24 protein-coding genes are annotated in these 26,616 nt (G+C 48.4%); 8 read left to right on the top strand and 16 right to left on the bottom strand.

Annotation, left to right across the window (positions count from 1 at the left end; all coding sequences use genetic code 11):
* Positions 1-156: 156 nt before the first annotated feature.
* A complete protein-coding gene (locus AC3WQ3_RS09575; protein WP_492472095.1) occupies positions 157-948 on the top strand; it encodes a C40 family peptidase in 792 nt (263 codons plus the stop codon).
* A gap of 139 nt (positions 949-1,087) precedes the next feature.
* On the opposite strand, the gene AC3WQ3_RS09570 is transcribed toward AC3WQ3_RS09575, so the two are convergent.
* Positions 1,088-1,996: an ArsR/SmtB family transcription factor gene (locus tag AC3WQ3_RS09570; RefSeq protein ID WP_492472094.1), complete on the bottom strand. Its 909-nt coding sequence runs from the start codon at positions 1,994-1,996 to the stop codon at positions 1,088-1,090.
* Positions 1,997-2,173: 177 nt separating this feature from the next.
* On the opposite strand from AC3WQ3_RS09570, the gene arfA reads away from it, so the two are divergent.
* Positions 2,174-3,679, top strand: coding sequence for an arabinosylfuranosidase ArfA (gene arfA, locus AC3WQ3_RS09565; protein WP_095288907.1), 1,506 nt, complete (start codon positions 2,174-2,176; stop codon positions 3,677-3,679).
* A 70-nt stretch (positions 3,680-3,749) separates the two neighbouring features.
* Here arfA and AC3WQ3_RS09560 read toward each other — a convergent pair whose 3' ends face one another.
* From AC3WQ3_RS09560 to AC3WQ3_RS09545, 4 genes are all read right to left on the bottom strand, one after another.
* Positions 3,750-4,532, bottom strand: coding sequence for an MBL fold metallo-hydrolase (locus AC3WQ3_RS09560; RefSeq protein WP_492472093.1), 783 nt, complete (start codon positions 4,530-4,532; stop codon positions 3,750-3,752).
* A gap of 107 nt (positions 4,533-4,639) precedes the next feature.
* On the bottom strand, positions 4,640-5,245 hold the full coding sequence (locus AC3WQ3_RS09555) for a DUF5381 family protein (protein ID WP_492472092.1): 606 nt from the start codon (positions 5,243-5,245) through the stop codon (positions 4,640-4,642).
* Positions 5,220-6,965, bottom strand: coding sequence for an ABC transporter ATP-binding protein (locus tag AC3WQ3_RS09550; protein WP_492472236.1), 1,746 nt, complete (start codon positions 6,963-6,965; stop codon positions 5,220-5,222). Before AC3WQ3_RS09550 ends, AC3WQ3_RS09555 begins: the two co-directional genes overlap by 26 nt.
* A 106-nt stretch (positions 6,966-7,071) precedes the next feature.
* Positions 7,072-8,820 (bottom strand): ABC transporter ATP-binding protein, encoded by a 1,749-nt coding sequence (locus tag AC3WQ3_RS09545; protein ID WP_154892694.1) that lies wholly within the window; start codon positions 8,818-8,820, stop codon positions 7,072-7,074.
* Positions 8,821-9,176: 356 nt separating this feature from the next.
* Here AC3WQ3_RS09545 and AC3WQ3_RS09540 point away from each other — a divergent pair, with 356 nt between their 5' ends.
* Together AC3WQ3_RS09540 and AC3WQ3_RS09535 are read left to right on the top strand one after the other, a co-directional pair.
* Positions 9,177-10,100, top strand: coding sequence for an S-layer homology domain-containing protein (locus AC3WQ3_RS09540; RefSeq protein ID WP_492472091.1), 924 nt, complete (start codon positions 9,177-9,179; stop codon positions 10,098-10,100).
* Positions 10,101-10,380: 280 nt separating this feature from the next.
* Entirely contained in the window at positions 10,381-11,226 is an 846-nt protein-coding gene (locus AC3WQ3_RS09535) for an EcsC family protein (protein ID WP_430198388.1), read from the top strand.
* Between the two features lie 113 nt (positions 11,227-11,339).
* On the opposite strand, the gene AC3WQ3_RS09530 is transcribed toward AC3WQ3_RS09535, so the two are convergent.
* The 7 genes from AC3WQ3_RS09530 to AC3WQ3_RS09500 all read right to left on the bottom strand — a co-directional run bounded on the left by AC3WQ3_RS09530 (position 11,340) and on the right by AC3WQ3_RS09500 (position 17,009).
* Entirely contained in the window at positions 11,340-12,614 is a 1,275-nt protein-coding gene (locus AC3WQ3_RS09530; protein WP_095288916.1) for an MFS transporter, read from the bottom strand.
* Positions 12,615-12,904: 290 nt separating this feature from the next.
* Complete coding sequence (queF, locus tag AC3WQ3_RS09525) at positions 12,905-13,378, bottom strand: preQ(1) synthase (protein ID WP_183523012.1); 474 nt, start codon at positions 13,376-13,378, stop codon at positions 12,905-12,907.
* A 164-nt stretch (positions 13,379-13,542) separates the two neighbouring features.
* Entirely contained in the window at positions 13,543-14,322 is a 780-nt protein-coding gene (gene queE / locus AC3WQ3_RS09520) for a 7-carboxy-7-deazaguanine synthase QueE (protein WP_336781172.1), read from the bottom strand.
* Entirely contained in the window at positions 14,315-14,806 is a 492-nt protein-coding gene (queD, locus tag AC3WQ3_RS09515) for a 6-carboxytetrahydropterin synthase QueD (protein WP_492472090.1), read from the bottom strand. The genes queE and queD overlap by 8 nt, the downstream gene beginning before the upstream one ends.
* Positions 14,803-15,483 carry a 7-cyano-7-deazaguanine synthase QueC gene (gene queC / locus AC3WQ3_RS09510; protein WP_492472235.1) on the bottom strand — a complete coding sequence of 227 codons (681 nt, stop codon included), beginning with the start codon at positions 15,481-15,483 and terminating at the stop codon, positions 14,803-14,805. Before queC ends, queD begins: the two co-directional genes overlap by 4 nt.
* Before the next feature lie 347 nt (positions 15,484-15,830).
* Entirely contained in the window at positions 15,831-16,535 is a 705-nt protein-coding gene (locus tag AC3WQ3_RS09505) for an AIM24 family protein (protein ID WP_127538070.1), read from the bottom strand.
* 18 nt (positions 16,536-16,553) lie between these two features.
* The gene (locus AC3WQ3_RS09500) at positions 16,554-17,009 is read right to left on the bottom strand and encodes a hypothetical protein (protein WP_492472089.1); all 456 of its coding nucleotides are present in this window, start codon (positions 17,007-17,009) and stop codon (positions 16,554-16,556) included.
* Between the two features lie 305 nt (positions 17,010-17,314).
* On the opposite strand from AC3WQ3_RS09500, the gene AC3WQ3_RS09495 reads away from it, so the two are divergent.
* From AC3WQ3_RS09495 to AC3WQ3_RS09485, 3 genes are all read left to right on the top strand, one after another.
* Positions 17,315-17,482, top strand: coding sequence for a hypothetical protein (locus AC3WQ3_RS09495; RefSeq protein WP_170948122.1), 168 nt, complete (start codon positions 17,315-17,317; stop codon positions 17,480-17,482).
* Between the two features lie 207 nt (positions 17,483-17,689).
* Positions 17,690-18,394: a hypothetical protein gene (locus AC3WQ3_RS09490; RefSeq protein ID WP_492472088.1), complete on the top strand. Its 705-nt coding sequence runs from the start codon at positions 17,690-17,692 to the stop codon at positions 18,392-18,394.
* Between the two features lie 156 nt (positions 18,395-18,550).
* Positions 18,551-19,513, top strand: coding sequence for a helix-turn-helix transcriptional regulator (locus tag AC3WQ3_RS09485; RefSeq protein WP_336781169.1), 963 nt, complete (start codon positions 18,551-18,553; stop codon positions 19,511-19,513).
* Positions 19,514-19,567: 54 nt separating this feature from the next.
* On the opposite strand, the gene AC3WQ3_RS09480 is transcribed toward AC3WQ3_RS09485, so the two are convergent.
* Positions 19,568-20,239, bottom strand: a complete 672-nt coding sequence (locus AC3WQ3_RS09480) for a 3'-5' exonuclease (protein ID WP_127538074.1) — start codon at positions 20,237-20,239, stop codon at positions 19,568-19,570.
* 533 nt (positions 20,240-20,772) lie between these two features.
* On the opposite strand from AC3WQ3_RS09480, the gene AC3WQ3_RS09475 reads away from it, so the two are divergent.
* The gene (locus AC3WQ3_RS09475; RefSeq protein ID WP_492472087.1) at positions 20,773-22,506 is read left to right on the top strand and encodes a proline--tRNA ligase; all 1,734 of its coding nucleotides are present in this window, start codon (positions 20,773-20,775) and stop codon (positions 22,504-22,506) included.
* Between the two features lie 620 nt (positions 22,507-23,126).
* Here AC3WQ3_RS09475 and AC3WQ3_RS09470 read toward each other — a convergent pair.
* The 3 genes from AC3WQ3_RS09470 to AC3WQ3_RS09460 all read right to left on the bottom strand — a co-directional run bounded on the left by AC3WQ3_RS09470 (position 23,127) and on the right by AC3WQ3_RS09460 (position 26,028).
* Positions 23,127-24,941 carry a 5'-nucleotidase C-terminal domain-containing protein gene (locus AC3WQ3_RS09470; protein ID WP_492472086.1) on the bottom strand — a complete coding sequence of 605 codons (1,815 nt, stop codon included), beginning with the start codon at positions 24,939-24,941 and terminating at the stop codon, positions 23,127-23,129.
* A gap of 181 nt (positions 24,942-25,122) precedes the next feature.
* A complete protein-coding gene (locus tag AC3WQ3_RS09465; protein WP_492472085.1) occupies positions 25,123-25,539 on the bottom strand; it encodes an ImmA/IrrE family metallo-endopeptidase in 417 nt (138 codons plus the stop codon).
* A gap of 42 nt (positions 25,540-25,581) precedes the next feature.
* Positions 25,582-26,028, bottom strand: a complete 447-nt coding sequence (locus AC3WQ3_RS09460) for a helix-turn-helix domain-containing protein (protein WP_127538077.1) — start codon at positions 26,026-26,028, stop codon at positions 25,582-25,584.
* Positions 26,029-26,616 lie beyond the last annotated feature (588 nt).

The raw sequence follows: 26,616 nt of genomic DNA, 5'->3' as shown, positions 1-26,616 counted from the left end.
GCCTGTTCAACTCCTGATTCTTAGTGCTCAATGCGCCTGAGGTGAATACAGGACTTTGGTCTGATGATCACGATGGACAGCCCGTTTACAATGGGGCAAGCCCGGAGAGAACGAAGCCAGGTTAAAATTCTGTAACATCAGGGGGAACACGACATCATGAACTGGAAAAGTAAAATGATTACCGCGAGTCTAACAGCAACGATGCTGATGGGAAGTCTGACGACAGGAGCACTAACGGCACCGGTATCCGCAGCAACGGCCGAAAATGCCAAACTGAAAGTGATCTGGGGAGTTAACATGCGTACTTCACCATCATCTTCTGCGAGTGTTGTTCGTATGGTGGGTAAAGGGGAAACCATTACCGTACTTCAACAATCCGGATCCGCATGGTATAAAGTAAAAGATTCCAGCAACCGGACAGGATACATATCCTCTTCATCTAAATACACCAAAGCCGTTAGCGGCAGCACAACGACATCGGGTTCCAGCAGCACTTCTGTAACAGGCAGCGCAGCTGTGGAGAAAGTTATTGCTGCTGGCATGAAATATTGGGGCACGCCTTATGAATTCGGAGCGAGCAGAAACAGTACGGCTACGTTCGACTGCTCCAGCTTTGTTCGCCAGGCATTTATCGATGCACTTGGAGTCAAGCTTCCTGCAGATTCACGTCAGCAGGGGACTTATGTAAAAGGCAAAGGTAACGTTCAGACGGATTGGAAAAAACTCAAGCGTGGGGATTTGATGTTCTTTATGTCTTATAAAGGCACGAAAGCTTCCTCATATGCTGGGGTGAACAAGTCTACGGCAAGAATTACGCATGTCGGAATCTATCTTGGCGACGGAAAAATACTGCACACCTATTCCAATGCTGGTGGCGGAGTAACGACCAGTGACATCTCCGGCAAGCACTGGGAACATCGCTTCCTCTATGGCGGAAGTGCACTGTAAAGCTAGTTGTTATTGATACTTCCAAGGCTCACTTTGAATTCGAATGAACTGAGTGACGGAAAAAGGATACAGCAAAAAGGACCTTCCATCATCGCCGAATAGGCAGATGGAAGGTTTTTTGGTTTTTCTTTTCAAGCCTCTAATCCTGGTAGTAGAGACGGAACAGTATATCCTGATTATAGTTGCCGAATCCCTCACCGTATAAGGTAAGACCTCCTACATGCTGGGCATCTTCTTCTACCGACAATCGCAATGTCCATTGATTGCGCTCGACCGGAATATCCGAGAGTGTTACTCCAGAGACGCGCTGTCCATCAATAAAAGTACCTTCCTGCGTGATCCGCAGCACTTTCAGCATGCCATACTGATTGACACTTTCACTCCACCAGTCAGGCGTGAATACGCCGCGGCCATTCCCTGAATCACCTGGGCTAGTCCATTCACCGACCTGTATTCCGTTGAGCATAAAGGTAATATCCGAGGGCCAATTGGGATTGACCGAAGGCGCTTCTGAACCGATCTCCAGCGATAATTCAATCGAGTTGATCTGCTGTCCCGGTAAGAGGTAGTTTGGAATTTTGTATTCCACAAATCCACGTCCGAACCAGAGAATATTGGCGTGCATCCGCTCGGGATCCAGGAAATATCGCGGGTCATCATATTGCCCGATCACATGATTGACTGTAGCCAGGCCGCAGGTGGGATAAACGTCAAAATGGGTATAATGCCCGACGGGTACAGCAACCTCATGCACCTTGTTCGACATACCGGTATCCTGCGGCATGGAGATGCCGATCCAGTCGATCGCAAGGCTGTTCATTTTGTGGGTACCGCCGTCCTTGCGGACCATCTTGGATTGAATGATTCCGACATCCTGCAGCTTGCGAACGTGCATCGTTACGATGGCGCTGCTTAGTCCAAGTGAGGCAGCAATATCTTTTACGTTCATTGGGTTCTCGGCAACAAGTCGTATAATCTGCAAGCGCACTTCACTGGCAAGTGCTTCGTATAAGGGCAGCCATTCGGCATCCGTATTTGCTCTAATCATGGGGTTCCTCCATTATTGGATATAGAATTAAGTTAAACATAAATCCATCAAAAAGAATAACATTTTTAAAAATTCAGGTTGAAATTAGGGTTATAATCGATTTTAATATAAATATGAACGTTGATCCATAGATTATCAATTAATTTTTTTATTAATCTTAAGGAGCTGAACTTCACGATGGTAAAAGCAAAAATGACGGTAGACAAGGATTTCACGATTGGTGCAGTCGATAAACGTTTATACGGTTCATTCATTGAGCATCTCGGACGCGCCGTATATGGTGGTATTTATGAGCCGGGGCATTCCTCTGCGAACGAAGCGGGATTCCGTACGGATGTGCTGGAGATGGTCAAGGAGCTGCAGGTGCCGATTGTACGCTATCCTGGGGGTAACTTTGTATCCGGTTACAATTGGGAAGACTCCGTAGGACCCGTTGCAGAACGCAAACGCAGACTTGAGCTGGCTTGGAGAACCATTGAGACCAATGAATTCGGTTTCAACGAGTTCGTGGATTGGTCCAAACTTGCGAATTCCGAAGTCATGATGGCCGTCAATTTGGGCACACGGGGCGTAGATGCAGCCCGGAACATCGTGGAGTACAGCAACCATCCAGAAGGTTCATATTATAGTGATCTGCGGATCAAGCATGGTTACAAGGAGCCGCATGCGGTCAAGACCTGGTGCTTGGGTAACGAGATGGACGGCCCATGGCAGATCGGTCACAAAACGGCAGAAGAATATGGACGGGTTGCGCTTGAAGCAGCGAAAGTCATGAAATGGACTGATCCAACGATTGAGCTGGTTGCCTGCGGAAGTTCTTCACTGGGCATGCCAACGTTCCCGGAATGGGAAGCAACTGTGCTGGATCATACCTATGATCATGTGGAATACTTGTCACTCCATCAGTATTATGGTAACGCGGATGATGATACGCCTACCTTCCTGGCGCGTTCGCTGGAGATGGATCGGTTTATTGAGACCGTCATGGCAACCTGTGATTACATCAAGGCGAAGAAGCGCAGCAAGAAAACGATGTATCTGTCTTTCGATGAGTGGAACGTGTGGTACCATTCCAATGAAAGTGACAGGAAGCTAGATCCGTGGCAGATTGCACCTCCGCAGCTGGAGGATGTATACAACCATGAAGATGCGCTGCTTGTGGGCTGTATGCTGATTAGCATGCTTAAGCATGCGGATCGCGTGAAGATGGCCTGCCTCGCACAATTGGTCAACGTTATCGCGCCGATCATGACGGACACAGGTGGTGCTGCCTGGAGACAGACCATTTTCTATCCGTTTATGCACGCTTCCGTCTTTGGACGTGGAACAGCACTTGTGCCATTGATTCAATCAGCGAAGTACGATACGAAACAAATTACGGATGTACCGTACCTGGAAGGGATTGCGGTGCATAATGAAGAGCAGGGTGAAGTAACTGTATTTGCCGTGAACCGTCACCTGGAAGATTCTCTTCAGCTTGAAGTCGATCTGCGCAGCTTCGGACAATGCAGCCTGCTGGAGCATATCGTACTGGAAAGTGACGACCTCAAAGCCGTGAATACGGCTGCACAGCCGAATCGGGTGGCTCCACATAACCGCGGCGGGGCAGAAGTGTCGGGCACGCTGGTTACTGCAAGTCTGGCGAAGGCTTCCTGGAACGTGATCCGTTTGAAGATTCAATAAAAATAAGTGTAATTGAAGAAAAGGATGTTTCCGTCATGACGTGACGGGAACATCCTTTTTACTATTCAATTTAACGGTCTTTACCCAGCTCTGATTTTGAATCAAATACGAAACTTTCGCCATCCCGGGGAATGAGAACCTGCCCGTCCAGCTGTTCGGAAGCCAGATAACTGGCGAGATCCAACCGGGTCATCATGCAATGGTTAATGGCATCCATATGAACGGCGATAACATGTGCATCCGGTGCATGCCGCTTCACAGCAGCTACATCGGGTCCGTCCATGGTGATTGGGTCACCCTGGGTAAAACGGGCACCTCCCGCGTTCACAACGATCACTTCCGGTTGGTATCGCTCTATGGCCTCGGCCGGTTCTTCGCACCAGATTGTGTCTCCGGCAATATACGATACGGGTTCGGCGTCGGCCTCAAGCACAAAACCGGATACGTTGCCCATCCGCTCCGCGATTTCCCCTGTGCCATGCTGGCCTGAAGTTCGTGCAAAACGCACGGAATGGAACTCATATTTCTCATCCACCGGTTGAACGCTCGTAAAACCGGCTTCGATAAATATGTTCTCATCACCAGGCTGACACAGCAAAGGCACATCCTTCCGGAGCCGTTCCGCTGCAACTGCATCCCAGTGATCGATGTGGGTATGGGTAACAATCACCAAGTCCGGATTGGTGTAATCGGTCTCTGTTTCTGGCAAGGCAACTCTCGGATTACGTAGATCATTAGGTGTGTTGGGAAAGGCAGGCATCTCTTCAGGATTCATCAACATCGGATCAACCAGAATATTTAGACCGGCATATTCAAGCCACAGGGTGGCATGACGAATCAATTGAATTTTCATTGCAGCTGCACTCCTTCATGATAGGTATATATTCTCCTGTATGGTATACAACCCGTTTTTGCGGTAAATAACACGCATAACCAAGATCTGAGTCGGAGAAGTAAGCTTCAAGTATCTCGTTGTTGCTTTTCGCGCAGGTTTAACTGAAGCAGAATCTCGGCACGGAGCAATTCTTTGGCGGTAAGTAAATGGCCGGTGCGGATGTAAAGCCGTTTACCGTCCTTCAGATGCAGGGCGAGCATGGGCGCGGCGGATAACATCCAACTGCTGGCCCCGGATGATGTAAGTTCTACATGACGTATTGTATGCCAAGGAACAGTCCTTCCTTGGGTAACAAGTGCTTCATCATTCCAAGAGAATAACACGGTGGATCGTCTGGTTAAGCCCGACAAAAAAATGAAAAACAGTGGACCTACGATCCACATGCCAATAATGGCAGCAATCGTGTAGGGCAATGTCTCCCATTTTTCCGCGTATTCAACATCATTAATCCAGAGTAGAGCAGCACATAACAGTAAAAATATAAGACACAATGCGCTCCTCCAGAGCACAGTACTCCGGCGATAGCCTAAATGCTGATCACCAAACTCAGCTGTTTCATGTTGCAGAAGCCACTCCTCCTTATTATCTTTGCCCCATAAGCAAACTATGCCGCACTGCAGCGCAGGCGGCACAGATTGGCATTCATTACCCCGGAATTGCCGTGTCACCATCGGTCTCCCGTGCATGGGCGTATAGATCAGCGTAGATGCCTTCGGCTTCGATCAGATGCTGATGCGAGCCTTCCTCGACAATTTCGCCATGCTCCATGACCAGAATCCGGTCTGCGTGCATGACGGTAGACAGCCGATGTGCAATGACAATCGTCGTTCGACCCTGAGATACCGTTTCCAGTGCCTGCTGCACCAGCTGCTCGGTATGGGAATCCAGATTGGCGGTTGCCTCATCGAGAATGAGTATACGGGGCTGGAATACGACAATGCGGGCAAAAGAGATTAACTGACGTTCCCCGGCAGACAGACCGCTACCTCGTTCCGAGAGGCGGGTATCGTATCCTTGCGGCAGCCGTGAGATCATGGCGTGTGCCCCGACAAAACGGCAGGCTTCGATTGCCTGTTCTCTCGTAATATCCTCCCGAAACATGCGGACATTGTCAATAATGGAGCCTGAGAATAGAAAGGGTTCCTGCTGAATAAGCCCCACAATACGGTGCAGCTTGGCCTGAGGCAGCTGCCTGATATCCGTGCCGTCGATTTCAATGCTGCCCTGATCGACATCATAGAACCGATTGAGCAGGGAGATCAGTGTGCTCTTGCCAGCTCCCGTTGTACCCACAATGCCAACCATTTCTCCTGGATAGAGATGCAGATTCAGATGCTGAATGAGTGGGCGGTCTGCCCGGTAGCCGAATGACACATCGTTAAAATCAATTTGTCCCATCACGTCCCGGGGGTCCAGTGAGGAAGCGGTCTCTGCTTTTGGATCTGCGACCTCGGGTTTGGTATTCAGAATGTTCCAGATCCGATCCATGGATACGGTAGTGGACTGGAACGTATTCCATTGCATCGTAATCTGGTTGATCGGCTGGAAGAACTGGCGGATGTAGCTGATAAATGCATAAAGCACACCGACCTGCAGCGATTCGCCCAGCACGGCGCGTCCACCAAGCCATACCATCATCACCAGAGCGGCATTGCCCAGAATGTCAAACGTCCGGTTGAAGATGACATTGGAACGGGCCTGCGTAATGTTGGCCTTCAAGTGTAACTTGTTTTGCTCTGTGAAGCGTTTCTTCTGTTCCTCCTCCTGGTGAAAGGCCTGAATCAGAAACATGCCGGACAGGTTCTCCGCTGTAAAAGCAATCAGGCGGGAGAGACGGGTACGGGCATTTTGATAGGCCTGGCGCAGCTTGCTGCGAAACAGGATGGCCACAATGGCGATAACGGGCAGTACAATCAGCGAGTAACCTGCGAGCACCGGATCAAGCTGGAACATGAAGAAGATAATAAGCACCAGCATCATGCCATCCCGAATCAGGCTGAGCAGTACCTGGGTGAAGAAACTGCTGATTGTCTCCGTATCGCTGGACACATTCGTGACCAGACTTCCGATATGGAAGCGGTCGAAGAAGGACATGGACATTTTGGAAATGTGCCGAAAGAGATCTTTGCGAATGCGGGAGACGATGTTCTGACCGACATGCTGCAGCAGGTTGTTTTGTATATAGGTAAAAATAAAGCTGATTACAGCCAGTGCCAGATAGACGGCAGCCAGTTTTATAAGAAATCCCACGCTGGTCTGGCCGATTGCCAGATGATCATCAATGGCGATTTTGACCAGATACGGTTGGAGTAGATCGGCGGAGATCCCGAGCAAGGAGCATAAAAAGATGCCCAAAAACGCAAATCGATGAGGTTTGGCGTAGCTCATCATCGCTTTAAAGGATGAACGCTTGCTGAGTTCTTTCTCTGTGCCCGTATCCGTATGGTTCCCGGATGAGGTATGAGGTACAGGGTTCGCTTCGGTATGGGCGCCAGTCTTATGATCCTTCATGATGCAATCCCTCCTCCTGCAAACGGTAGGTCGCAGCATAGAGGCCCTCTGCGGCCATCAATTGCGAGTGCGTGCCTTGTTCAGCGATGTGTCCCTCATCCAGCACAATAATTTCATCCGCATGACGGACGGCGCTGATGCGATGGGAGATAATCAGGGTAGTTTTGCCTTTGCCAATTTCCTTCAGGCTGCGCAGAATGCCACTTTCCGTTACTGCATCAACGGCACTCATACTGTCGTCGAGAATGAGGATCTGAGCCTTTTTGATCAATCCCCGAGCCAGGCTGGTTCGCTGACGCTGACCGCCGGACAATGTTAGTCCACGTTCACCGAGCAGGGTGTCGAACTGATCCGGGAAGCGAATAATGTTGTCGTAGATCATGGCCTGCCTTGCACTGCGTTCCACGGTGTCCAGCGGTACCTCCCGGTCACTGAATGCGATATTGTCACGAATGGTGGTGCTGAACAGGAAACCATCCTGCGGGACATAAGCAATGCGGGAACGAAGACTTTCCAGCGACAGCTGCCGAATGTCTGTGCCATTCATACGAATCGTGCCTTCAGGCGGTTCATATGTACGAAGCAGCAGTTTGACCAGGGTGCTTTTGCCAGAGCCGGTCTTGCCCACAATGCCCACGGTCTGTCCTGCGGCAATCTTCAGACTGATGTGCTTAAGAGCAGAAGCTGAGCTCCCCGGGTAGGAGAAGGACAAGTCTTCAATGGTGATGTCATTCACGGCATTCAGGGTTTTGGCCCCGGAGACTTCCCGGACATCCGGTTTTTCTGTCAGCAGATCGTTAACCCGTTCAAGGGACGCTCCCGATCGCTGCATGGTATTGATCACATTGCCAATCTGCTGAAGCGGTCCCATAATGATCCGCAAATATAGCGTCAACGCGACAAAGCTTCCAAGTGTAATGGAATTTTGCATTGTCAGAATACCGCCGACAAGCAGGGAAACAACGAGCGAGATGGCCCCAAGCAGTGGCAGCAGCGCTTGAAACAGGGAAGAGAGGCGAACGAGTCGCAATTGTTTTTCCTTAATGGCATCTACAGTTGCGCCGAATCGTGCACGGGCACCGTCTTCAATGGCGAACGTCTTCGTCACGCGAATTCCGCCGAGCTGCTCTTCCGCAGATTCGGTCATGTTCGCAAGGGCATCCTGCACATCGCGAGAACGCTTGCGGATGCGGGGGCCAAAGAACACAACCAGAAAGGGTATGGCCAGCAAGGGAAGGATACTGATCAGAATAAGGCTCATTGGAATGCCGCTAAGCAGCATCATGACGATACAGGAGATCAGCAGAAATGTAGCATTTGTCATCATCGTCACCCCATTGGAAATGGCTTCGCGCACGGAGGTAACGTCATTCATGACATAGCTGAGCAGTTTTCCGTTTCCTTGCTTGGAAAAGTAGTGCTCGCTCAATTCGGAAAACTTGCCGAAAATGCGTTCGCGTGTCATGAATTCGAAGCGGCGTCCCAGTCGCATAATCATGAACTGTCCTGTTCCGAAGAGAAGGTTGTAGGCGATGGCGATGGCCAGAAGCCACAGGCTGTAACGGATGACCGTATTCATTTGAAGCGTATTCTGCATGAGCTGGTCCGTGAAACTGCCCAGAATACGGGGCAAAGAGGCCTGACCGACATTGGAGGCAATGATCAGCACAACGGCAGTCAGATACACGGGCCAGTTGGAGACGACATAGCTTCGAAGCAATCCTGTCTTGGACATATCTCGGGTTCTCCTTTGTTCAGGTGAAAGTTAGGTAAGGTACGGAGGCAAGAAAAGGGCCGACACCTATAATTAGCGCGTCGTGCCCTCTTACTTTATGCGATCCAGTTTGCTATTTATCCGTTAACGAATGATTTCTTCTTTTCTTATTTTTGCGCTAATTCGTATCATTGTCAACGAAGCCGGGAAGAAGGGCATGAAAGTGAAAATTCGCAGGCCATGCAGACATGTATATGTAGTTTTTTGCACAGGATTACCCTAATGTCGAATTCTCTGAAACATTTTCTGAAGGTGTCCCGTCTGTAGGATTGAAGAAGTCAAAAATAGGGTTTACTAATCTTAGGAGGTGCCAGGAAATGAAACATAAAAAAGGATTGGCTGCAACACTTGCGCTTTGCGTTTCTCTGACGGCAGGAGGTGCGTCTGTGCTCGCCTTTTCAGACGTGCAGGATGAAGGACAAAAAACCATTGTGGATTCCCTGAAATCCAAAGGGATTGTCAGCGGAGTAACGGCGGATCTGTTCCGTCCGGATGCTGCGTTGTCCGAGCCGCAGGGTGTTCAATTGATTGTAAAGGCATTTGGATTGAAGAATGAATATGCTGCGGCATCCGCGCAAAACAAAATTAGTCCGGATACCTGGTATGCAGATGCTGTACAGGCTGCAACCCAGAATGGTCTGTCGATCCCGGTAGAATTGAATCCACAAGGCAAGATGACACGCGAGCAATTTGTTATTTTGCTTCATGAAGGCATTAACACAACCGGGAACTATCCGGTCGTTATGAAGTATAATTTTGTTAAGGACGAAAATAAAATTGGTAAGGACGCCATATCTGCAGTCCAGAACCTGCTGAACATGAACATCATTGAACTGGATAAGGACGGTAACTTCCGTCCAGATCAGTCGCTTACCCGTATGGAGGCTGCAAGCATGATCTTCAATGCACTTGAATTTGTGGATAAGCATGGCAATGGCGGCTCAGCTGAGCCAGCTCCAGAGACTCCGGGGGAAGGCCAGCAAGCCATCGTACCTGAAGTGACTACAACCAAGGTTGATGACAAAACAACCAAGGTGAAGCTCACTGCTGAAATGCCTCATCCTGGCTACGGCTTGAAGATTGATGACGTCAAACTGGAGAAGGATGGACGTGCGATTGTGCTGTATTCCATCGTTCAGCCTGATCCGGACATGATGTATCCGATGGTTATCACGGAAGTTACGGCAGAGACGGATATTCCAGCCGGGTATACTGCTGAAGTACAGCCTTCCGGCAAGTAAAACCCATTGTATTGGGAATGAGCATTGTTAGATTGATGATGTGAGGAATAACTTCATCGCTAGAAGATACTTAAAACCCACCGCGGCCAGATCAACATGAACGGTGGGTTTTTTGGTGTGTCTGGATTAGCTTCTATCCATGATTAGTCCTGTGTTTCCTCTTGCGGTTCATAGTCGAACCAATCGAATTGAGCTGATGTACCAGTTGTAACCAGAATCCTTTTTCAACGTATACAATCCATAGCTGAAAGAATTAATCGAACATACAGGAGGATCACCTATGGATTCACGTGAAACATTGGATCAGGAGCTTGAGCAGATCTTAAAGTGGGAAAAGGAACAGAAGGATTTGTTTATTTGGGATAAAATCGGGCGTTTGCCATTTGCGATGCTGGATAAAGTCATGCCAAAAGCAATCAAACAGAAAATTGGTGATGCACTGAACGAAGTTGGGCAGTATGTACAGAACGGCGGCAAATTTCTCGTTCAGAAAAAGAAGGTAGCCAAGCTGCTTCAGGAAGAAGCGGAGAGATCGGGTTACTCCATGAAGGACCATACCTATCGTCTGGAAGAGGATGCCCAAGCAGAAGGGACTGCAAAAATTCATAGTGTAGAAAATCTGCCGCTTGAAGTGTTGGACCGCGTTGCCGACAACATTACGGAGAGCAGAACCAAATTTGCCGCAGCACAAGGTGCCGCAACAGGAATTGGCGGTATCGTAACGATCGCAGCGGATATCCCGATGGTGATGGGGCTTTCCCTGAAGGTACTGCAAGAGATGGCGTTATGTTACGGATATGATCCCGACGATCCCCAGGAACGGATATTCATTGTGAAGTGCCTGCAGTTCTCCTCTGCCGACATCGTAGGCAAGAAGGCAATTATTGATGAACTGGCCGAGTATGACAATCCGGACAAGCAAGTACAGGTCGTTTCACAAATGCAGGGCTGGCGTGAGGTTTTCAATTCCTATAGTGAATCCTTTGGCTGGAAAAAGCTGTTCCAGCTTATCCCGATTGCCGGCATGGTGTTTGGTTCGGTAAGCAACAAAAATACGATTAGCGATGTTGCCGAAGCAGGTAAAATGTTATACAAAAAAAGGCTGATTCTTCAGCGCTTGAAGTAATAAACGATGTAATAAATCAAAGGGCTCCCGTCAATCTGTATACCAGATCGACGGGAGCCCTTTTGGCGTTTATGAAGCTTATAGAAGTGTAGTAACAGTATCAGTATCCTTGTTTATTCCTCACTGCCGTTTTCATCCGCCCAGCGTTTCAATACCTTATCCGAAGGCAGCAGGAAGGTGAATATGCCGATCAGCGGCAGGAAGCTGCACATCTGCATGACTGGAGATACACCGAACACATCGATCCAGTTTCCCAGGACAAGTGCACCGAGTCCTCCCATACCGAATGCGAGCCCAGTGATTAATCCGGAGACGGTTCCGATTTTGCCCGGAATGAGCATTTGGGCATAAACGACAGTCACCGAGAAGCTGGATAGCATGATGAATCCGATAATGGTCAGCAGTACCCCGGTCCAGAACAGATTGGCATAAGGCAGCAGCAGCGCAAGTGGAGCGGCTCCGGCCATCGACAGGAAAATCATGTTGCGTTTGCCGAAGCGATCTGCCAGTGGACCTCCGAAGAACGTGCCGAGTGCGCCAGCGGCCAGGAACAGGAAGATGTAGATCTGTGCATCCTCTGTGGAGAGGCTGAACAATTCCTTCAGATTAAACGCATAGAAGCTGCCGATGGAAGCGACATACCATGAACGAACAAAGACCAGCATAATCAGAATCGTGATGGCAGCAGCTATCTTTTTGCGAAGTGCGGGATTTGGAGCACGACGGGCAGCTGCCTGTTTGCGAAGATAACCTCCGGATTGCAGCATGCGGCCGTACCAGCGGGCAATATAGATCTGTACGGCAATCCCCATGGCTGCAATGCCGGTGAATCCGATGGCACCGAATAAACCGAACGGGATGAAGATCCATCTCGTCAAGAGCGGAGCAAGAGACTGTCCGGCGTTGCCACCCACCTGGAAGATGGATTGAGCGAGACCCCGACGAGGCCCTGCGGCCATATGGGATACCCGGGAACCTTCCGGGTGAAAAGCTGCCGAACCAAGCCCGACAAAGATAACGGAAATCAGGACAGCCATATAACTGTCAGCAAACGCAAGCAAAAGCATGCCGGTGAACGTGAATCCCATGCCGATCGGCAATATCGAAGGCGTCGGCTTCTTATCTGCAAACCAGCCTACAACAGGCTGCATAATGGATGCGGTAAAGTTGATCGCGAAGGATATCCATCCGATCTGTGTATATGTAAGATGCATGGAGTCTTTCAGGATTGGAAAAATAGCCGGTATGACAGACTGGATCGAATCGTTAAACAAGTGAACCAGACTGATGGCAATCAAGATCCGGTAAACGGTGCTCTGGGCATCCAATCCGGGTTGGTTTTTCGAACGCATGGCAGCGTCCTTGGATAATGAAGTTTGCATGGACATGTACTTTTCTCCTTTGGTCGCGGTCACGAAGGATCAGCGCCTGATAATGTAGTGTGCCTAAGCATATTGTTACATAATAGGATAGATTGTTGGAAGCGACAAGGGGAACAGGCGAAATAATGACATTCCATAGAATATATTAACCGCTCTTGAAAAGAGTTCTATCACACCTTTGAGCGATTGAGGGACTACATAAAATAAAAGCCGAATTTCTTCGGAGTGAAGAGTTCGGCTTTTAAGTATTCAATTATTTTCGATATAGTGCACAGCGGAACAGGAGTGCCCGAAAATTAACGGTTATCAATCGTTTCCGGATACATGTCATGATTCATCATGCGGTGTTCAGCCATCTGTTCATACTTGGTTCCTGGTTTACCATAGTTCGTATACGGATCAATGGAAATGCCGCCGCGCGGCGTAAATTTGCCCCAAACCTCAATAAAACGCGGATCCATCAGCTTGATCAGGTCGTTCATGATAATGTTCACACAATCCTCGTGGAAATCCCCATGGTTGCGGAAGCTGAACAGATACAGTTTAAGCGATTTGCTCTCTACCATTTTTACATCGGGAATATAACTGATATAAATGGTGGCAAAATCAGGCTGACCCGTGATTGGGCACAGACTCGTGAATTCCGGGCAGTTGAATTTTACAAAATAATCGCGGTAAGGATGCTTGTTATCAAAGCTTTCCAAAATGCCGGGATCATACTCGAACGTATACTTCACGCCCTGGTTACCCAGCAGCGTTACATCTTTCATTTCATCAGGTTGTCTTGTCAATGGGTTAACTCTCCTTGTTCCGTTCAAGCGCGAAGCGCTCCGGTATATATGATAGGGATTCCAAGTTATAAATATGAAGCCACTGGTTGTTTACGAAAAATTACATCATGCCGCCCATTCCACGAAGCTGTCCATGGAGCCGATCAAACGCCGCGTTTGTTTCCCCACACCAAGGTGTGCAGCTGTGGTAGCACGCGAACATCGTTCAGGTCATCTGATGCACTTACCTGATCAATCAGCCACTCATAACGGGCGAGCAGCGACGAAGCCAGATCTGGCGTCTCGGTAGAAGTGACGTCGGGGTTTCCGGTCTGCAAAAACAAATCGGTAGCCGGATACCGTTCATGCACGCGACGGGCATAATCCAAGTCTGCTTCATCGAAGATGACAATTTTCAGGCTGTGGCTGCGTCCTGCTGGGCCTGTGGACAATCGCTTAATGAGGTCATCCAGCACGTCCCAGTTAGTGTCCATGCCCGAGCTAGGCGGCTTGGGAGAGACGGTGACTTCGTCAATGTCAGCCAGCCAAGACTGCCAGCGGGAGCCCTGCGTCTCCACCGCAGTGCGGATGCCATTCTGCCGGAGCAAAGAAACCAACCCGCCCAGCGAAGCCAGCAGGGCAGGGTTCCCACCCGAGATGGTGACATGGGAGAATCGCGAACCGCCAACACGGCGCAGTTCAGCCCATACTTCCTCTGGTGTATTCATCTGGATCTGGTCCTTGCCACTGCCGTCCCAGGTAAATGCAGAATCGCACCAGGAGCAGCGATAATCGCAGCCTGCGGTGCGAACAAACATGGTTTTCTGTCCGATGACCATGCCTTCGCCTTGAACGGTCGGACCGAAAATTTCCATAACCGGGATGCGAGCTTCTTTGCTTTGTACGGAGGAAGCAGCGCTCACGTTTTCTTGCACACTACTCATCGATCATCCACTCCCGTCTAGCCTCGGCGTAGCTGGTTGGTGTCTCGTAGAGACGCACAAATTCGGTTCGGCCGCCTTCCGTAAGTCCTGCATAGGGTTCAGTCTGAAGCGCGTGTTCCATTTGTTCGAACAACCAGACGACCATGTTTTCAGCCGTGGTATTCATGAGGGGGAGCGTCTCGTTCAGATACTGATGATCCAGATATCCTTCAATTTGTGTTTTCCATATATCCTTGATGTGTCCAAAATCAACTGTCAGTCCGGTCTCGCCCGGATAACCGCTGATGCCAAAAACGACTTTATACGTATGGCCGTGCAAGTTCTTGCACTTGCCTTCATAACAATGCAGGTGGTGCGCAGCATCGAAGGTGAACTCTTTGCTGACCAGCACACGTTTGCGATGATAACGCAGCTGTGAAGGCAGAATATCCTCCCCAATCCGCTGCAAATGATCAACTATGCGGAATGTTCCTGGCTCTCTCATCGTCCATCTGCTCCTACAGATGCCCTAGCAGAGCGCTGCTCCACGTAGCGATCCAATCCTGCTTTGCGCAGTTTGCATGCAGGGCATTCACCGCATCCATCTCCAATAACCCCGTTATAGCAGGTCAGTGTCCGCTCGCGTACATAATCGAAGGCACCAAGGTCATCAGCCATCTTCCACGTTTGGGCCTTATCCAGCCACATTAGCGGAGTATGAATGACAAACGGGTAGTCCATCGACAGGTTAAGCGTCACATTCATGGATTTAACAAACGAATCCCGGCAATCCGGATATCCGCTGAAATCTGTCTCACATACGCCAGTGACCAGATGACGCGCTCCTTTTTGCTTCGCGAGAATGGCGGCAAAACTGAGGAAAAGCAGGTTGCGGCCATCTACAAATGTGCTGGGCAGCTCGCCTTCTTCATGCGTAATTTCCACATCTGTACGGGTCAATGCATTAGGTGCGAGCTGGTTAAGCAGACTCATGTCCAGCACGGTTTGCTGTACATTGAGATCGTGTGCAATCGCAGCGGCGCATTCGATCTCCAGCTTATGACGCTGTCCATAATCGAAGGTCACCACCTCAACTTCAGCAAATTGCTGTTTGGCCCAGAACAAACATGTGGTACTATCCTGACCACCGCTAAATACGACGACCGCTTTTTCTTCGTTCAACATAAAAAAACCTCTCCATCTTCTTAAGATCAATCCATGCACGTAGGCATAGAGTGTCGGAAGAACAGAGAAGTTCATGAACTGGCATCCATCAAAAAACACACCTTTCCTTACGCTGCTAAAAAAACAGCACGGTAAAAGTGTCCTTAGTTTTTTACGTACGTCATACACGGTGTACGCAAGACTTGTAATGACCTGCGAAAGGTCAAGTCTTATAGAGGGAGTTCGCGAACCTCTCCCATGCCAGGAGGCATGGATTTTCTTCTTCAATTGTCTGAACCATTATAACACGAAACCGCCCGGTGACTACCCCGCATGTGTAATAAATGCGGAGAGCACCGGGCGGTTCATTTAATGATTACATTGCCGAAAGGGATGACTTCCTTAAGGATGCGTTTGAATAGTCCTTCATCATTCAGGTCCCGTTCGAGTCTGCTATTCTCCCGTCCTGCCTGGAAGAGTACCGAGCCCTGTCCCGTCATTTTCCAGTGGTAGTTCATATGCTGACTGGCGAGATTATTTCCATACACGGTGAGTTCCAGCTTGGCATTCTCGGGATAGGCTATGATGCTGCCTGCATCTACGTAAAGCGGGGCAGTAGGATGTAATTCCTGCTGGCAGACCTGGCCTTGGGTTAACAGTCCAATCTTGCCTTTGCCTGAGAATTTCATTTTGACAGCATCCTGCGTGATCAGCATGTTCTTGATCTTCTGGATCTTGGTATGCATGCTGACTCCGTCTGAGTAAAAGAAGAGATGCCGAAAGTCGTACAGCAAATCACTCTCCTCGGTGAGCTCCACTTCCTTCATGGTAAAACCGGGAGGGAGTGCAGCCACAAATTGGCAGGGGCCAGTGATTTCGGATTTGATCAGCTTTTTTTTGCGGACCATGCCTGAGATGTTCATGAACTTGTCATTGCGACTGCCGCTCGATCCGCGAAAGGCTACGATTTGCTGCGGGTGCAAAATATGAAGCCGGTCATTCTGGACCAGCGAGAAGGTTACCACTTGTCCAGCTCCGCCGGCCTCGGCAGTGTTCAGGTGTATGTGCATGTGCTTGCTCCTGTTCTTTTAGGCTCGGCCCGAACGACGACGCATTCCCCAGCGCATCACGCGAATCAGAACAAAATAGCCTAATATGAGGACAATGACGGTAATAATCATCGTTTGAATTCGCTTGGTCGTGGCATTTTTGGCATCTTGATCTTCCTGCAGTTTCGTGACCATATCGGTCAGCTTCTGGTTCTGTTCTATTAACTGCTCATTCTGAGCCTTGAATGCTTCAACATTGGCCTGGGCTTGTCCCAGTTGAGCAGAGGTTTCATTCAGTTGGTTCAGCGTCTGCTGGTAGCTTTCCTGCAGGGCGTTCACTTCACCGGGGAGCTCGGAAACGCGTTCCCACCCGCTGTATATGTCAGAGAATATATTGGCACTAGCTGCACTTACTGTAGATGAAAGTGAAACGGTAAATAAAATGCATGTGGTGAATAACACCCGAATGAAATGACCCTTCATGGGTTGTGGCATCATTGGCACCTTCTTTCGGTGAGGTTTTTCGTCTGCCGAATTCGTCGTCATTTGTTGAAATACGGCTCTTACATTATACGCCAAAAGCGGCGTGTTGGGTTCAGTACATTGCAAATTTTCAGGAAGGATCATTTGTTTAATTCAATGTGCAACAGGGTAATATACGTTCAAGGCAGCGCGCGGACAGTTTAAACATAATATCATTACCCCGGTTCCGGGTGCTTCCATTCACAATGACGAAAATAATAAAAATAATAATATATCCGATTTTTAGAATAAGATCGTGAATAAAGGAGAAGAAATATATGTACACAACAGAGCAAACAACACCAACCAAAACGATTATGATTACCGTAAATGGAGAGCCAATCGGGCGTAAACTAATCATTGATAGTGTGACTTACGCACCTGTGAGAGAACCGGAATGGGCAGCATCCATGACAGAGATGGGAATGAATCAGCCTACCGTGTAAGTTGGGACTTGTCATAAATATGAAGCGGGGAAGCTTGGCATAATGCCAGGCTTTTTCGTCGTTTTATGTCGGATTTAGGCGGATTTAGGGATGTGAAAACATTTTAATGTAAAAATATTACGGGAACATATGTTCCGTGACAATATAGTGTCCATTCACCCTGATAACTTATAAGATAATACACATAAATCGGGGGAGAGACTACCAGTGAACTCAGTCTTTGAAGTATGTTATTCGTGGAACAGAGAGGCCATACCGACAGGGGGGGCCGACCCCGTATATATGATGGTGGAATGGCGTTACGGGGCCCCTGCCAAAAGACTTAGGAAAGTAGCACCTAAAATTGTGTCAAGAGACATGGAACTTTTGCTCAAACCGGAATTTGGAATTGAACTCAAAGGGATTTATGGTTGCCGATCAAAGGAGACCGACATCGGCTGGATTCTGCGGCTCGGCGATGTATACAAAGGGGAGAGTAAACAAATTCTCCTCGAATTTGCCATGGGCCCTCGTGTGTCTGGAAAAGCAGCCATATGCTCTGCCTACTGGAGCACACGTAAAGTGAAGCAGAGTCAGAGAGTGCTGCTGCGCCGTGAGCAATTGTATATTCAATATACAAGCCACCTGGGGATGTTAAGGCAGCCGGAGGACCCGAAGGTGGAGAAGACGATTAAACTAAGCGAGACCGTGCCGTTGATTAAACAAGCCCTGCGGGCCTATGAAAGAGGTCGTGCACAAGAGGGAAGCAATCTGCTTCGCAGGCATGCAGATGCCTTGTTGATTGAGGCAGCACGAAAACAGGATCTGGATTATTACCAAGAAGCCGAAATTGTGGAGAAGCTGCGTTACCACTACGGAATCACGTATGGTGGAGCGTATAATAGCCACGAAAAAACCATGTTATGTGAGTAGGAACAAAGGACTATTGAGAATGATATGAAAATGAATGTTTCTACATAGAATTTAAAGGTGAAAATAAAGAGTGAGTCGAATGTACTATATATCATGATTAACAATTGGATGGAGTTGTATCGATTTTTTTGACAACTTAGTGGAGGGTCCGGCAAAATGACAGACCGACTGATCCGATTAATGCGCATTATAACTCTCGTGCAGGCGAAACCGGGAATTCTGGCCCGGGAGCTGGCCGAGCGATGCGAGACAACGGAAAGGACGATATATCGCGACATGGAGGCCCTCAGCGCAATGCATATTCCGATCGCCAATATGGGACACGGGAGAGGTTACATGTTTATCAGCAACTTTGCCATGTATCCGCTCAACTGGTCTGATGAGGAGGCTCACGCTTTTGCTCATTTGGCGGAGGTTATGGATGATATTCGTCCTTATCTGAAGCCTGCCTTCGAGAGCGCCTATGAGAAAGTGGTTGCATCGAATCAGAAGAACAAAACGGAGCGGGTAGAGTGGTCAGAGCAGATTGGCGGTTTATTTAAAACAGGGCTGCCTGCCTGGCAGAATGACGGCGATGAATGGAAAAGCAGTTCACTGGTGACTTTACTTCAAGCTGGCATGTCACAAAACACAATTGAGGCAGAATATCTCACTCAAAACATGAAGAAAGTGGTGCGGCTCGATCCGTATTGCTTGATTCCACGTGAGTACCGTTTTGATTTGTTGGCATACTGTCATCTTACGGAGACGCTAAGGATTTTTGAAGTAGAGAATCTGCAAAAAGTAAGGATTCTGCCTCGTACATTCCGCAAAGACGACTTTCTGTTGCAATCTCATTTCCGCAAGTCGGGAGCCTGTCAAGAACAAGAATGGATTGCGTTCAAGATCCGTTTCTCCCGCGATGCTGTTGAGCATGTGATGCAGCAAAAATTTTTGGTGCGTCCCATTCTCACGATGGAACCAGAAGGAACATTACTGCTGGAGACCATTTTGGCTGAAGATCAGGAATTTTTGAGATGGCTTAGTCAATATGGGCCAGAGGCAGAGATTCTTGAACCCGAGGGATACCGGAGCGTAATGAAAGAACGCCTGAGACGCTGGCAGCAGTTGTATAGCTAATGCCCAGCGTGGACAGGCGTTCTTTTGCATGATTAAGAGGAAAGATAACACAGCTTATTCATTGGTTTTGAACAGATGAGCCAGATTACCGAAGGGTGAATCCTTCACATCGTCTTCTGTGCTGCTGGAATAGACAACCTTGGAAGCAACGCCTTCATCATCCGCGGCACAGTTGGTTTCCAGATTGAAGCGGTCGAATTGATGCATGAATACTTTGGCAGTATTGATGGCGTCATCCAGTGCACGATGCTGGGTGCCATCGAACTCGATTCCGCATAGTTCGAGTGCTTGAGCTAGTCCAAGCTGACGGAATTTGCCTTCCTTGCGAACGGTTCGCGACCACTGCTGCTGCAGGTCATTATGATTCGTGATCCAGGCAACATCAAGCTGGTGTGTGCGACAATGGGAGATCAGCTTGCTGCGGTCATCAGGTCCCCAGGAACACATGTAATAAACTTCGCTTCCCATCCAGGCGATAAAGTTTTGGAGTGCTTCAGGAAAAAGAGGAGCAGCATCAATATCTTTTTGCGTAATTCCGGTAAATTGAATGGTGTCTGTGGACAGCACCGACTTATTCGAAGGACGAACGTAAGTATGAAACGTGTCGGATACATATAATCCGTCAGGTCCTTCCGTAACTTTTACCGCACCGATATCGATAATTTCAGAAGAGTAACGAGCGTTACGGCTAACCGTAAATTCAAGATCATAGATAATATATGGCATAGGACAAGCTCCTTTATCAATAATACATGTTCTCTATCTCTCTATATTACAGGGAAGCCAGCGGGATGTCAGCATCACCCGCGGAATTCTTCCTGCCCGTTATCTGCATGTAACACAGTAGTTGACAATTGCTTGCAAATGCACTAATGTGATCAAAAATGATAACAGCGATTAGTGAGGACATAATTGCGCCAGCCAGCTTCAATCAGAGAGGGAACCGATTGGTGAGAGGTTTCTGCTGCTGCTTCGTCATTCCCACCTCACGAGCTGCGGAAGAGAATGCCAGCAGGCTGCAACCTCCGCCGGACTGGGCCCGTTACGCCTCAGAGGACTGTATGATTCCGGATTGCCTATTAGGGAAACGGGACGTTTGTTCAGCATGCCCGGGGGAACCCGAGACGTGTTAGTGAACGTAACCATGCAGTTAAATAAGGGTGGTACCACGACACATTCGTCCCTTGACGGATGTGTCTTTTTGCGGTTTATCCACTCATTTTGCAAAAATGATCAGGAAGATGAGGAGTGTGGAATGGATGCGTCAAAGTGAAATGCTTGTTCCAACATTACGTGAAGCGCCGGCAGAAGCGGATGCAGCTGGACATCGCTGGCTGCTTCGTTCAGGCATGATTCGCCAGCTGGCAGCAGGGATATACAGTTATTTGCCGCTGGGGCGGCGTATACTGCTTAATGTCGAGCGGATCGTTCGGGAAGAGATGGATCGTGCCGGTTGTCAGGAAGTACTGCTGCCTATTATGCAGCCGGCAGAGCTGTGGGAGGAATCGGGAAGATACAGCCAGTACGGCCCTGAGCTAATGCGTTTGCAGGATCGCCACGATCGAGAGTTCGCCCTTGGACCAACCCATGAGGAAGTGGTGACTGCTCTTGCGCGTGATGAGGTCAATTCCTACAGGAAATTGCCCTTCACGTTATATCAGATTGGAACCAAGTTCCGGGATGAACGGCGTCCAAGATTCGGCTTGCTGCGTGGCCGCGAGTTTATTATGAAGGATGCGTATTCTTTTGCTTCCGACTGGGAAGAGCTGGATCACACGTATCAGGCGATGAATAAGGCATATTCACGCATTTTGGAGCGCTGCGGTCTGGAATATATTCGTGTAGAAGCAGATGCAGGTACAATCGGTGGTCAGGGAGAAACACACGAATTCATGGCACTGGCTGATGTGGGAGAGGATACAATTGTATCCTGTAGGCAGTGTGGGTATGCTGCGAATCTCGAGAAGGCCGGATACCAGACAAATGGAGCTGTAACCCAGCATACAGCTGAAGACCAGTCCAATGCCGCGGACCAATCGCTAATCCGAATCCATACACCCGCCATTCGTACCATTTCCGAGCTCAGTTCCTACGTCGGTGAGGGACCCGAGCACATCATCAAAACACTGCTCTATCAAGCGGATGGTCAACTGATTGCTGCACTTGTTCGCGGGGACCATGAAGTGAATGATATTGCGCTCAAGCATGTATTGGGTGCCGAGGAACTCATTTTGGCTGACGAAGAAGCGCTGGCAAAACGTTCGGATTTGAAGGTTGGTTTCCTGGGACCTGTTGGTCTGGATCTGCCACTTATCGTGGACACGGATGTGGCTGCAATGGGGAGTGCTATTACTGGCGGCAACGAAGTCGATATGCATTTGTCGGGTGTTCGCCCGGGGGTGGATTTTGCTTTTGACAAAGCCCGGCAAATTCGCTTCGCGGCTGACGGGGATAACTGCCCTACATGTGGGGCCAAGCTTGTATTCACCAAAGGCATTGAAGTAGGCCACATTTTCAAACTGGGCACCAAATATAGTGATGCCATGAACGCTTCATTCTTGGACCGGAATGGTCGCCAGTGTGCCCCGGTGATGGGATGTTACGGTATTGGAGTGTCCCGTCTGATGGCTGCCATTGCCGAGCAATATGCTGGAGAGGACGGAATAAGGTGGCCGGCAGCTGTTGCGCCATATCAGATTCACCTGATCCCCGTAAACTGGAAAGATGAGCAGCAGCGTCAGCTTGTCCTGGAGCTTGAACAGCAGCTAGGGGATGCGGGATACACGGTGCTGACAGATGATCGGGATGAACGTCCCGGGGTGAAGTTCAAGGATGCGGAACTTATTGGTCTGCCGGTGCAGATCGTGGTTGGCCGGGGCGCTGCAGAACGGAATGTCGAATTAGGGTCCCACGCTCTTGCCAGTAAAGGGGAAACCAAGCGGATTGGCATGAGTGTTGAAGAGGCACTGACTCATGCCAAGGAAGTGCTCTAGTCCGTAGATAATCTAATTTGTCCGAATGTCAGTGCACTGTAAATTCGTGTCATAAAGAGACATATTTATAGGTCCGCATATTATGAAACATTCCATTTTTGTGGGATATTTTGAAATAAAGCATCAAAACAAGGCCTATAGACATATGAATTAACAGAATCATATGCATGATGCCGTACAAAATGACTACTCTCTACGAATGTGTACGATGCATTTTAACTTTTTTGAAAAGTACACGTTCCGCTGATTGGATTGAAGTGTGGAAAGACGTGCAAATATGCAAAGTGTTTTTGTATATTTTATTCGTCTGGAACACGAACAAATCGCGCAACAGTGGCGATTATGCGCATATTTTCTATAGTTCACGATTAGGGACTCAGAGAGTGTGTGTACGATAGAGCAGGTTTGAGGATTTATTTTTGCCGCAAAGGTATTTCAATCGTTTTTGCCTGTAAAACTCATAAAGGAAAGACAAAGTGTTGCTTTCTCATGAGAAGCAGAAAGGGTGCTCCTTCAGCCAGGTTGGCTTGAGGAACACCCTTTTTCTGTTACTGCTATCATCACGTCTGATTCAATCGATCTGTGGAGCAGGTCACACTATTCGAATATTGGTTTGCTGCTTAAGAAGCAGCAGGCAGCTTCAGTTGTTGACCAGGATAAATCCAGTGAGGATTTTTGATGCTGTTCAACTTTTGCAGCGCTTGCCAGGTTGTGTTGTATTTTTTGGAGATGGAGTACAGGGAGTCTCCGGATTTTACAACATATACTTTGGCAGGAGCTGGTTTGTTTGGTGTCGGTTTTGAAGGTTTTTCTGGCTTTGGTGTTACTGGTTTTGGTGTTTCTGGCTTCGGTGTAGCTGGAGCCGGTGTCTCTGTCTCTGGAGCTTCCGGTTCAACTACAGGTGTTTTTGCTTCCTTGATTCGGCCATCTGTTTTGATGTCCACAGCGCCAAGCTTCTGCATGTATTCAATCAGTGCTTCGTCCATTGCACCGTACATGCCGGAGATGGTGTATTTGTTGAACATGGTGTACTCGTCACCGCCAACGGCAGTGAAATCGTTTGTAGCCAGTGTATACGTGGCTTCCGGATCAAGAGCTTTGCCGCCAATCATCACGGAATGTACACGGCTGCCTTCAGCAGCTGAAGTATCGATACTGAACGTCATGCCAGATACTTGCGGGAAACCACCGCTTGGTTCCGGATAGGAGGCTACCCCGTTTTCAAGGGCTGCCAGAACATCAGAGCCTTTTACATCCAGCGTTACAACCTGATTACCAAAAGGAAGTACAGTGATAATGTCGCCTTTGGTTACGATACCTTTTTCAATGGAAGCACGGATACCGCCGCCGTTCGTAAGTGCAATATCTGCATTGCTGACATCACGAAGGGCATCTGCGAGCAGGTCACCCAGGTTTGTCTCGCCAGCACGGACTTGTTCGCGTTTACCATCAAGCAGGATCGCTGTATTGGCCACTTCTTCTTTAAGAATAGGTTCTTGTTCTTTTTGAATGGAGTTCACGAGTGCTGCTACTTTCTCATTCGGTTTAATATCTTTGGCTTCTGTTTCATCAATCAATGTAGCTTGTTTCTTCGTTACCTTGCCGCCGTCTACCCACAGATCGATGACACCTACGAAGTTGGTGTACTCTCCGGCACTCGCGATCAATGTTCCGTTGTCGGATACGAGACCATCCTGCAGAATGGTGTGGCTGTGTCCGTCGATGAATACGTCAATACCCGGAACTTCTTTTACCACTTTGAAGCTAGTGTCTGTACTGGAAGCATCTTGTCCAAGGTGTCCCAGAACAACAACGACATCCACTTTGCTGCGGATTTCGCTCACCAGAATTTTGGCTTCCGCAGCTGGGTCAGTAATATCAAGACCTTCAACATTTTTTGGATTGGTTTTGTACATGGTTTCAGGTGTAGTCAAGGCGATGATTCCGATTTTGACACCGTCAACTTCTTTGATGAGGTAGGGATCAAAAAGACGAGTTCCGTCTTTTTTCTTCACGTTCGCACTAATCATTGGGAAATTCATCATATCCGCAAGCTCAACAAGGTGCTTGGAACCGTAGTTAAATTCGTGGTTACCCGGAACCATGGCCTGGTAGCCCATTTCATTCATGACTTTGACGATACTCTCTCCATTCACGAGTGTTGCAAAGGTAGTACCATGCACAGCATCCCCTGCATCAAGCAAAAGGGTATTTGGATTCTCGCTGCGGTATTGGTCAGCAATCCCTGCCACTTTCGCATAGCCCATTGCAGGCGAAGCTTCAACTGCACGTGCATGTGTGTCATTCGTATGTAGAATCGTAATGTGTGTACCCGTGCCCGGAGTTGTATCCGTTGCAGCGGCCGCAATTCCTACACTGCCAAACAGTAAGCAAGCCGTTAGCAGAAGTGAAACGTAAGTCTTCCAGATTTTCATATGAATCTGTACCCTCCCAAAAATATGATCTGCCTGAGCTCTCGCACAGCTCAAATTGTATTTTAGCAGACTATGATTAGGAAATCTCGTGGTTTACGTAAAAATAGGTAACCTGAAAGTGACATCTGATCGACTGATTGGGAAATAAAGTTTAACACTCAGATTAATGAAACGTATGTTCTTATATCGAGTAAAAAAAATGCTGCGCTTCGCGCGGCAGTCCTGTACGTAAACAGAATTTCTCCAGGGATTCATCAGGTTCCGGCATGACTCCTGAGGTCAATAATTGAATGGCAAAACGATTGGCCTGTCTTTCGAGCTTGCCGGGAGCAAAATAGGAGTGTTCCTCCAAAAAGAAACGATTGATGCCTTTGTGCAATCGGTCGTGTCCAAGTTCATGAGCGCATACAAACCGCTGCCATTCCAGCGGAAGTTCACTGTGAATGACAATAAATCTGCGGCGGAGCTTACGGAAATACAGCCCTTTGGTAGACTTGCCCAAATTGGTGAAACGGATCTGTATTCCAATGGCTCTGGCAATGCTGAAGGGGCAGTTGGTCCGGTGTTTTCGAATCAGCTTTGTTACCATCTCGTCCATATCATCTCACCTGCTGCTTCATTGTAATCAGCTTTCCATGCCTCATTGGCGGCTGTCCGGTTCATCGTTTTTCTTGCGTTTGTTCATCTGCTTGGCTTCCCAGAACAGTCCGGTGAGCACATCCTTGATACGTTTTTTGTCTTCGTCATCCAGGGGAATTCCGTCAAACATCAGATCGTCTTCGTCCTCGAGCATTTTCTTGAAATCACGCCGGTCTTTGTACGTTGCCCATTCGGGAATGTCTTGAGCTTCGCTTGCTGCATTTGCTGCTTCAATATACCCTGCCTGTTTCATCATGTCGGCATAGGGAACGGAGAGGGCATCTGCCAATTTGCGGATCGTGGCTGGTTTCGGAACACCGCGGACTCCATTTTCAATGCGTGAAATTTGTGAGTTGCTGATTCCTGCTGCTTCGGCGAGCTGATTGATGCTATAGCTCTGCTGTTCTCGCAGTTGTTTCAGATAAGGACCAAAAGCGTGCTCCACAATTCATGCCAACTCCTTTAATTCGTATAAGTAACTGAATGATAGATTAAGAAATCTATTTACACCGGGGCACTCCGCAGGCAGAACAACCTTCCGATCACTGTTATCCCCAGATTTCCTTAATCCCTTTTCTAAAGGGAGAAATCCGGTGATAAACGTGACAGCTAACGCTTCTTCAGGTTATTTCTGCCCTCTCCGTTAACGGTGAAATGGTAACCATCTTAAGCTATAAAAATTCATTCTCATACGAGGGATCTGTAATTATCTGTACTATAACGTATATATACCATTAGGTAAAGGGAATTGAAACAATTATGCCAAAAGGTATAGAAAATAGGAGCGAAGGTTTTATTTTATCGTCAAAATGACCCAAAATGAAGGTTTACTCTAATCTCCAATAAGTGGTATCCTCAAATAGAAATACGAACAAAATACGAACATGACCTTAAATTTGAACGATTTGTATGCACTGGAAACCGGAAGTCTCGAGGTATGAAGCTCATCGGAAGTGATTCCAAAAGGCAACGCAAGAGACCTGGACAATGGACGTTATTTCTCTGAGAAGACTGTATAACACTCATAAAAGAAGTG

The organism is Paenibacillus sp. FW104-T2, from assembly GCF_058789975.1.
This window is presented reverse-complemented; position numbering and strand designations above follow the sequence as displayed.

What these genes read in the sequence shown, in the direction of transcription:
- AC3WQ3_RS09570 (WP_492472094.1), bottom strand. Translation starts at nt 1,996, where the DNA reads ATGATTAGAGCAAATACGGATGCCGAATGGCTGCCCTTATACGAAGCA.
- AC3WQ3_RS09560 (WP_492472093.1), bottom strand. Translation starts at nt 4,532, where the DNA reads ATGAAAATTCAATTGATTCGTCATGCCACCCTGTGGCTTGAATATGCC.
- AC3WQ3_RS09475 (WP_492472087.1), top strand. Translation starts at nt 20,773, where the DNA reads ATGCGTCAAAGTGAAATGCTTGTTCCAACATTACGTGAAGCGCCGGCA.
- AC3WQ3_RS09550 (WP_492472236.1), bottom strand. Translation starts at nt 6,965, where the DNA reads ATGATGAGCTACGCCAAACCTCATCGATTTGCGTTTTTGGGCATCTTT.
- queE (WP_336781172.1), bottom strand. Translation starts at nt 14,322, where the DNA reads ATGAGTAGTGTGCAAGAAAACGTGAGCGCTGCTTCCTCCGTACAAAGC.
- AC3WQ3_RS09540 (WP_492472091.1), top strand. Translation starts at nt 9,177, where the DNA reads ATGAAACATAAAAAAGGATTGGCTGCAACACTTGCGCTTTGCGTTTCT.
- queF (WP_183523012.1), bottom strand. Translation starts at nt 13,378, where the DNA reads ATGAAAGATGTAACGCTGCTGGGTAACCAGGGCGTGAAGTATACGTTC.
- AC3WQ3_RS09530 (WP_095288916.1), bottom strand. Translation starts at nt 12,614, where the DNA reads ATGTCCATGCAAACTTCATTATCCAAGGACGCTGCCATGCGTTCGAAA.
- AC3WQ3_RS09545 (WP_154892694.1), bottom strand. Translation starts at nt 8,820, where the DNA reads ATGTCCAAGACAGGATTGCTTCGAAGCTATGTCGTCTCCAACTGGCCC.
- AC3WQ3_RS09555 (WP_492472092.1), bottom strand. Translation starts at nt 5,245, where the DNA reads ATGGTGACACGGCAATTCCGGGGTAATGAATGCCAATCTGTGCCGCCT.
- AC3WQ3_RS09485 (WP_336781169.1), top strand. Translation starts at nt 18,551, where the DNA reads ATGACAGACCGACTGATCCGATTAATGCGCATTATAACTCTCGTGCAG.
- AC3WQ3_RS09480 (WP_127538074.1), bottom strand. Translation starts at nt 20,239, where the DNA reads ATGCCATATATTATCTATGATCTTGAATTTACGGTTAGCCGTAACGCT.
- queD (WP_492472090.1), bottom strand. Translation starts at nt 14,806, where the DNA reads ATGAGAGAGCCAGGAACATTCCGCATAGTTGATCATTTGCAGCGGATT.
- AC3WQ3_RS09575 (WP_492472095.1), top strand. Translation starts at nt 157, where the DNA reads ATGAACTGGAAAAGTAAAATGATTACCGCGAGTCTAACAGCAACGATG.
- AC3WQ3_RS09500 (WP_492472089.1), bottom strand. Translation starts at nt 17,009, where the DNA reads ATGCCACAACCCATGAAGGGTCATTTCATTCGGGTGTTATTCACCACA.
- arfA (WP_095288907.1), top strand. Translation starts at nt 2,174, where the DNA reads ATGGTAAAAGCAAAAATGACGGTAGACAAGGATTTCACGATTGGTGCA.
- AC3WQ3_RS09465 (WP_492472085.1), bottom strand. Translation starts at nt 25,539, where the DNA reads ATGGACGAGATGGTAACAAAGCTGATTCGAAAACACCGGACCAACTGC.
- AC3WQ3_RS09535 (WP_430198388.1), top strand. Translation starts at nt 10,381, where the DNA reads ATGGATTCACGTGAAACATTGGATCAGGAGCTTGAGCAGATCTTAAAG.
- AC3WQ3_RS09470 (WP_492472086.1), bottom strand. Translation starts at nt 24,941, where the DNA reads ATGAAAATCTGGAAGACTTACGTTTCACTTCTGCTAACGGCTTGCTTA.
- AC3WQ3_RS09505 (WP_127538070.1), bottom strand. Translation starts at nt 16,535, where the DNA reads ATGCACATACACCTGAACACTGCCGAGGCCGGCGGAGCTGGACAAGTG.
- AC3WQ3_RS09495 (WP_170948122.1), top strand. Translation starts at nt 17,315, where the DNA reads ATGTACACAACAGAGCAAACAACACCAACCAAAACGATTATGATTACC.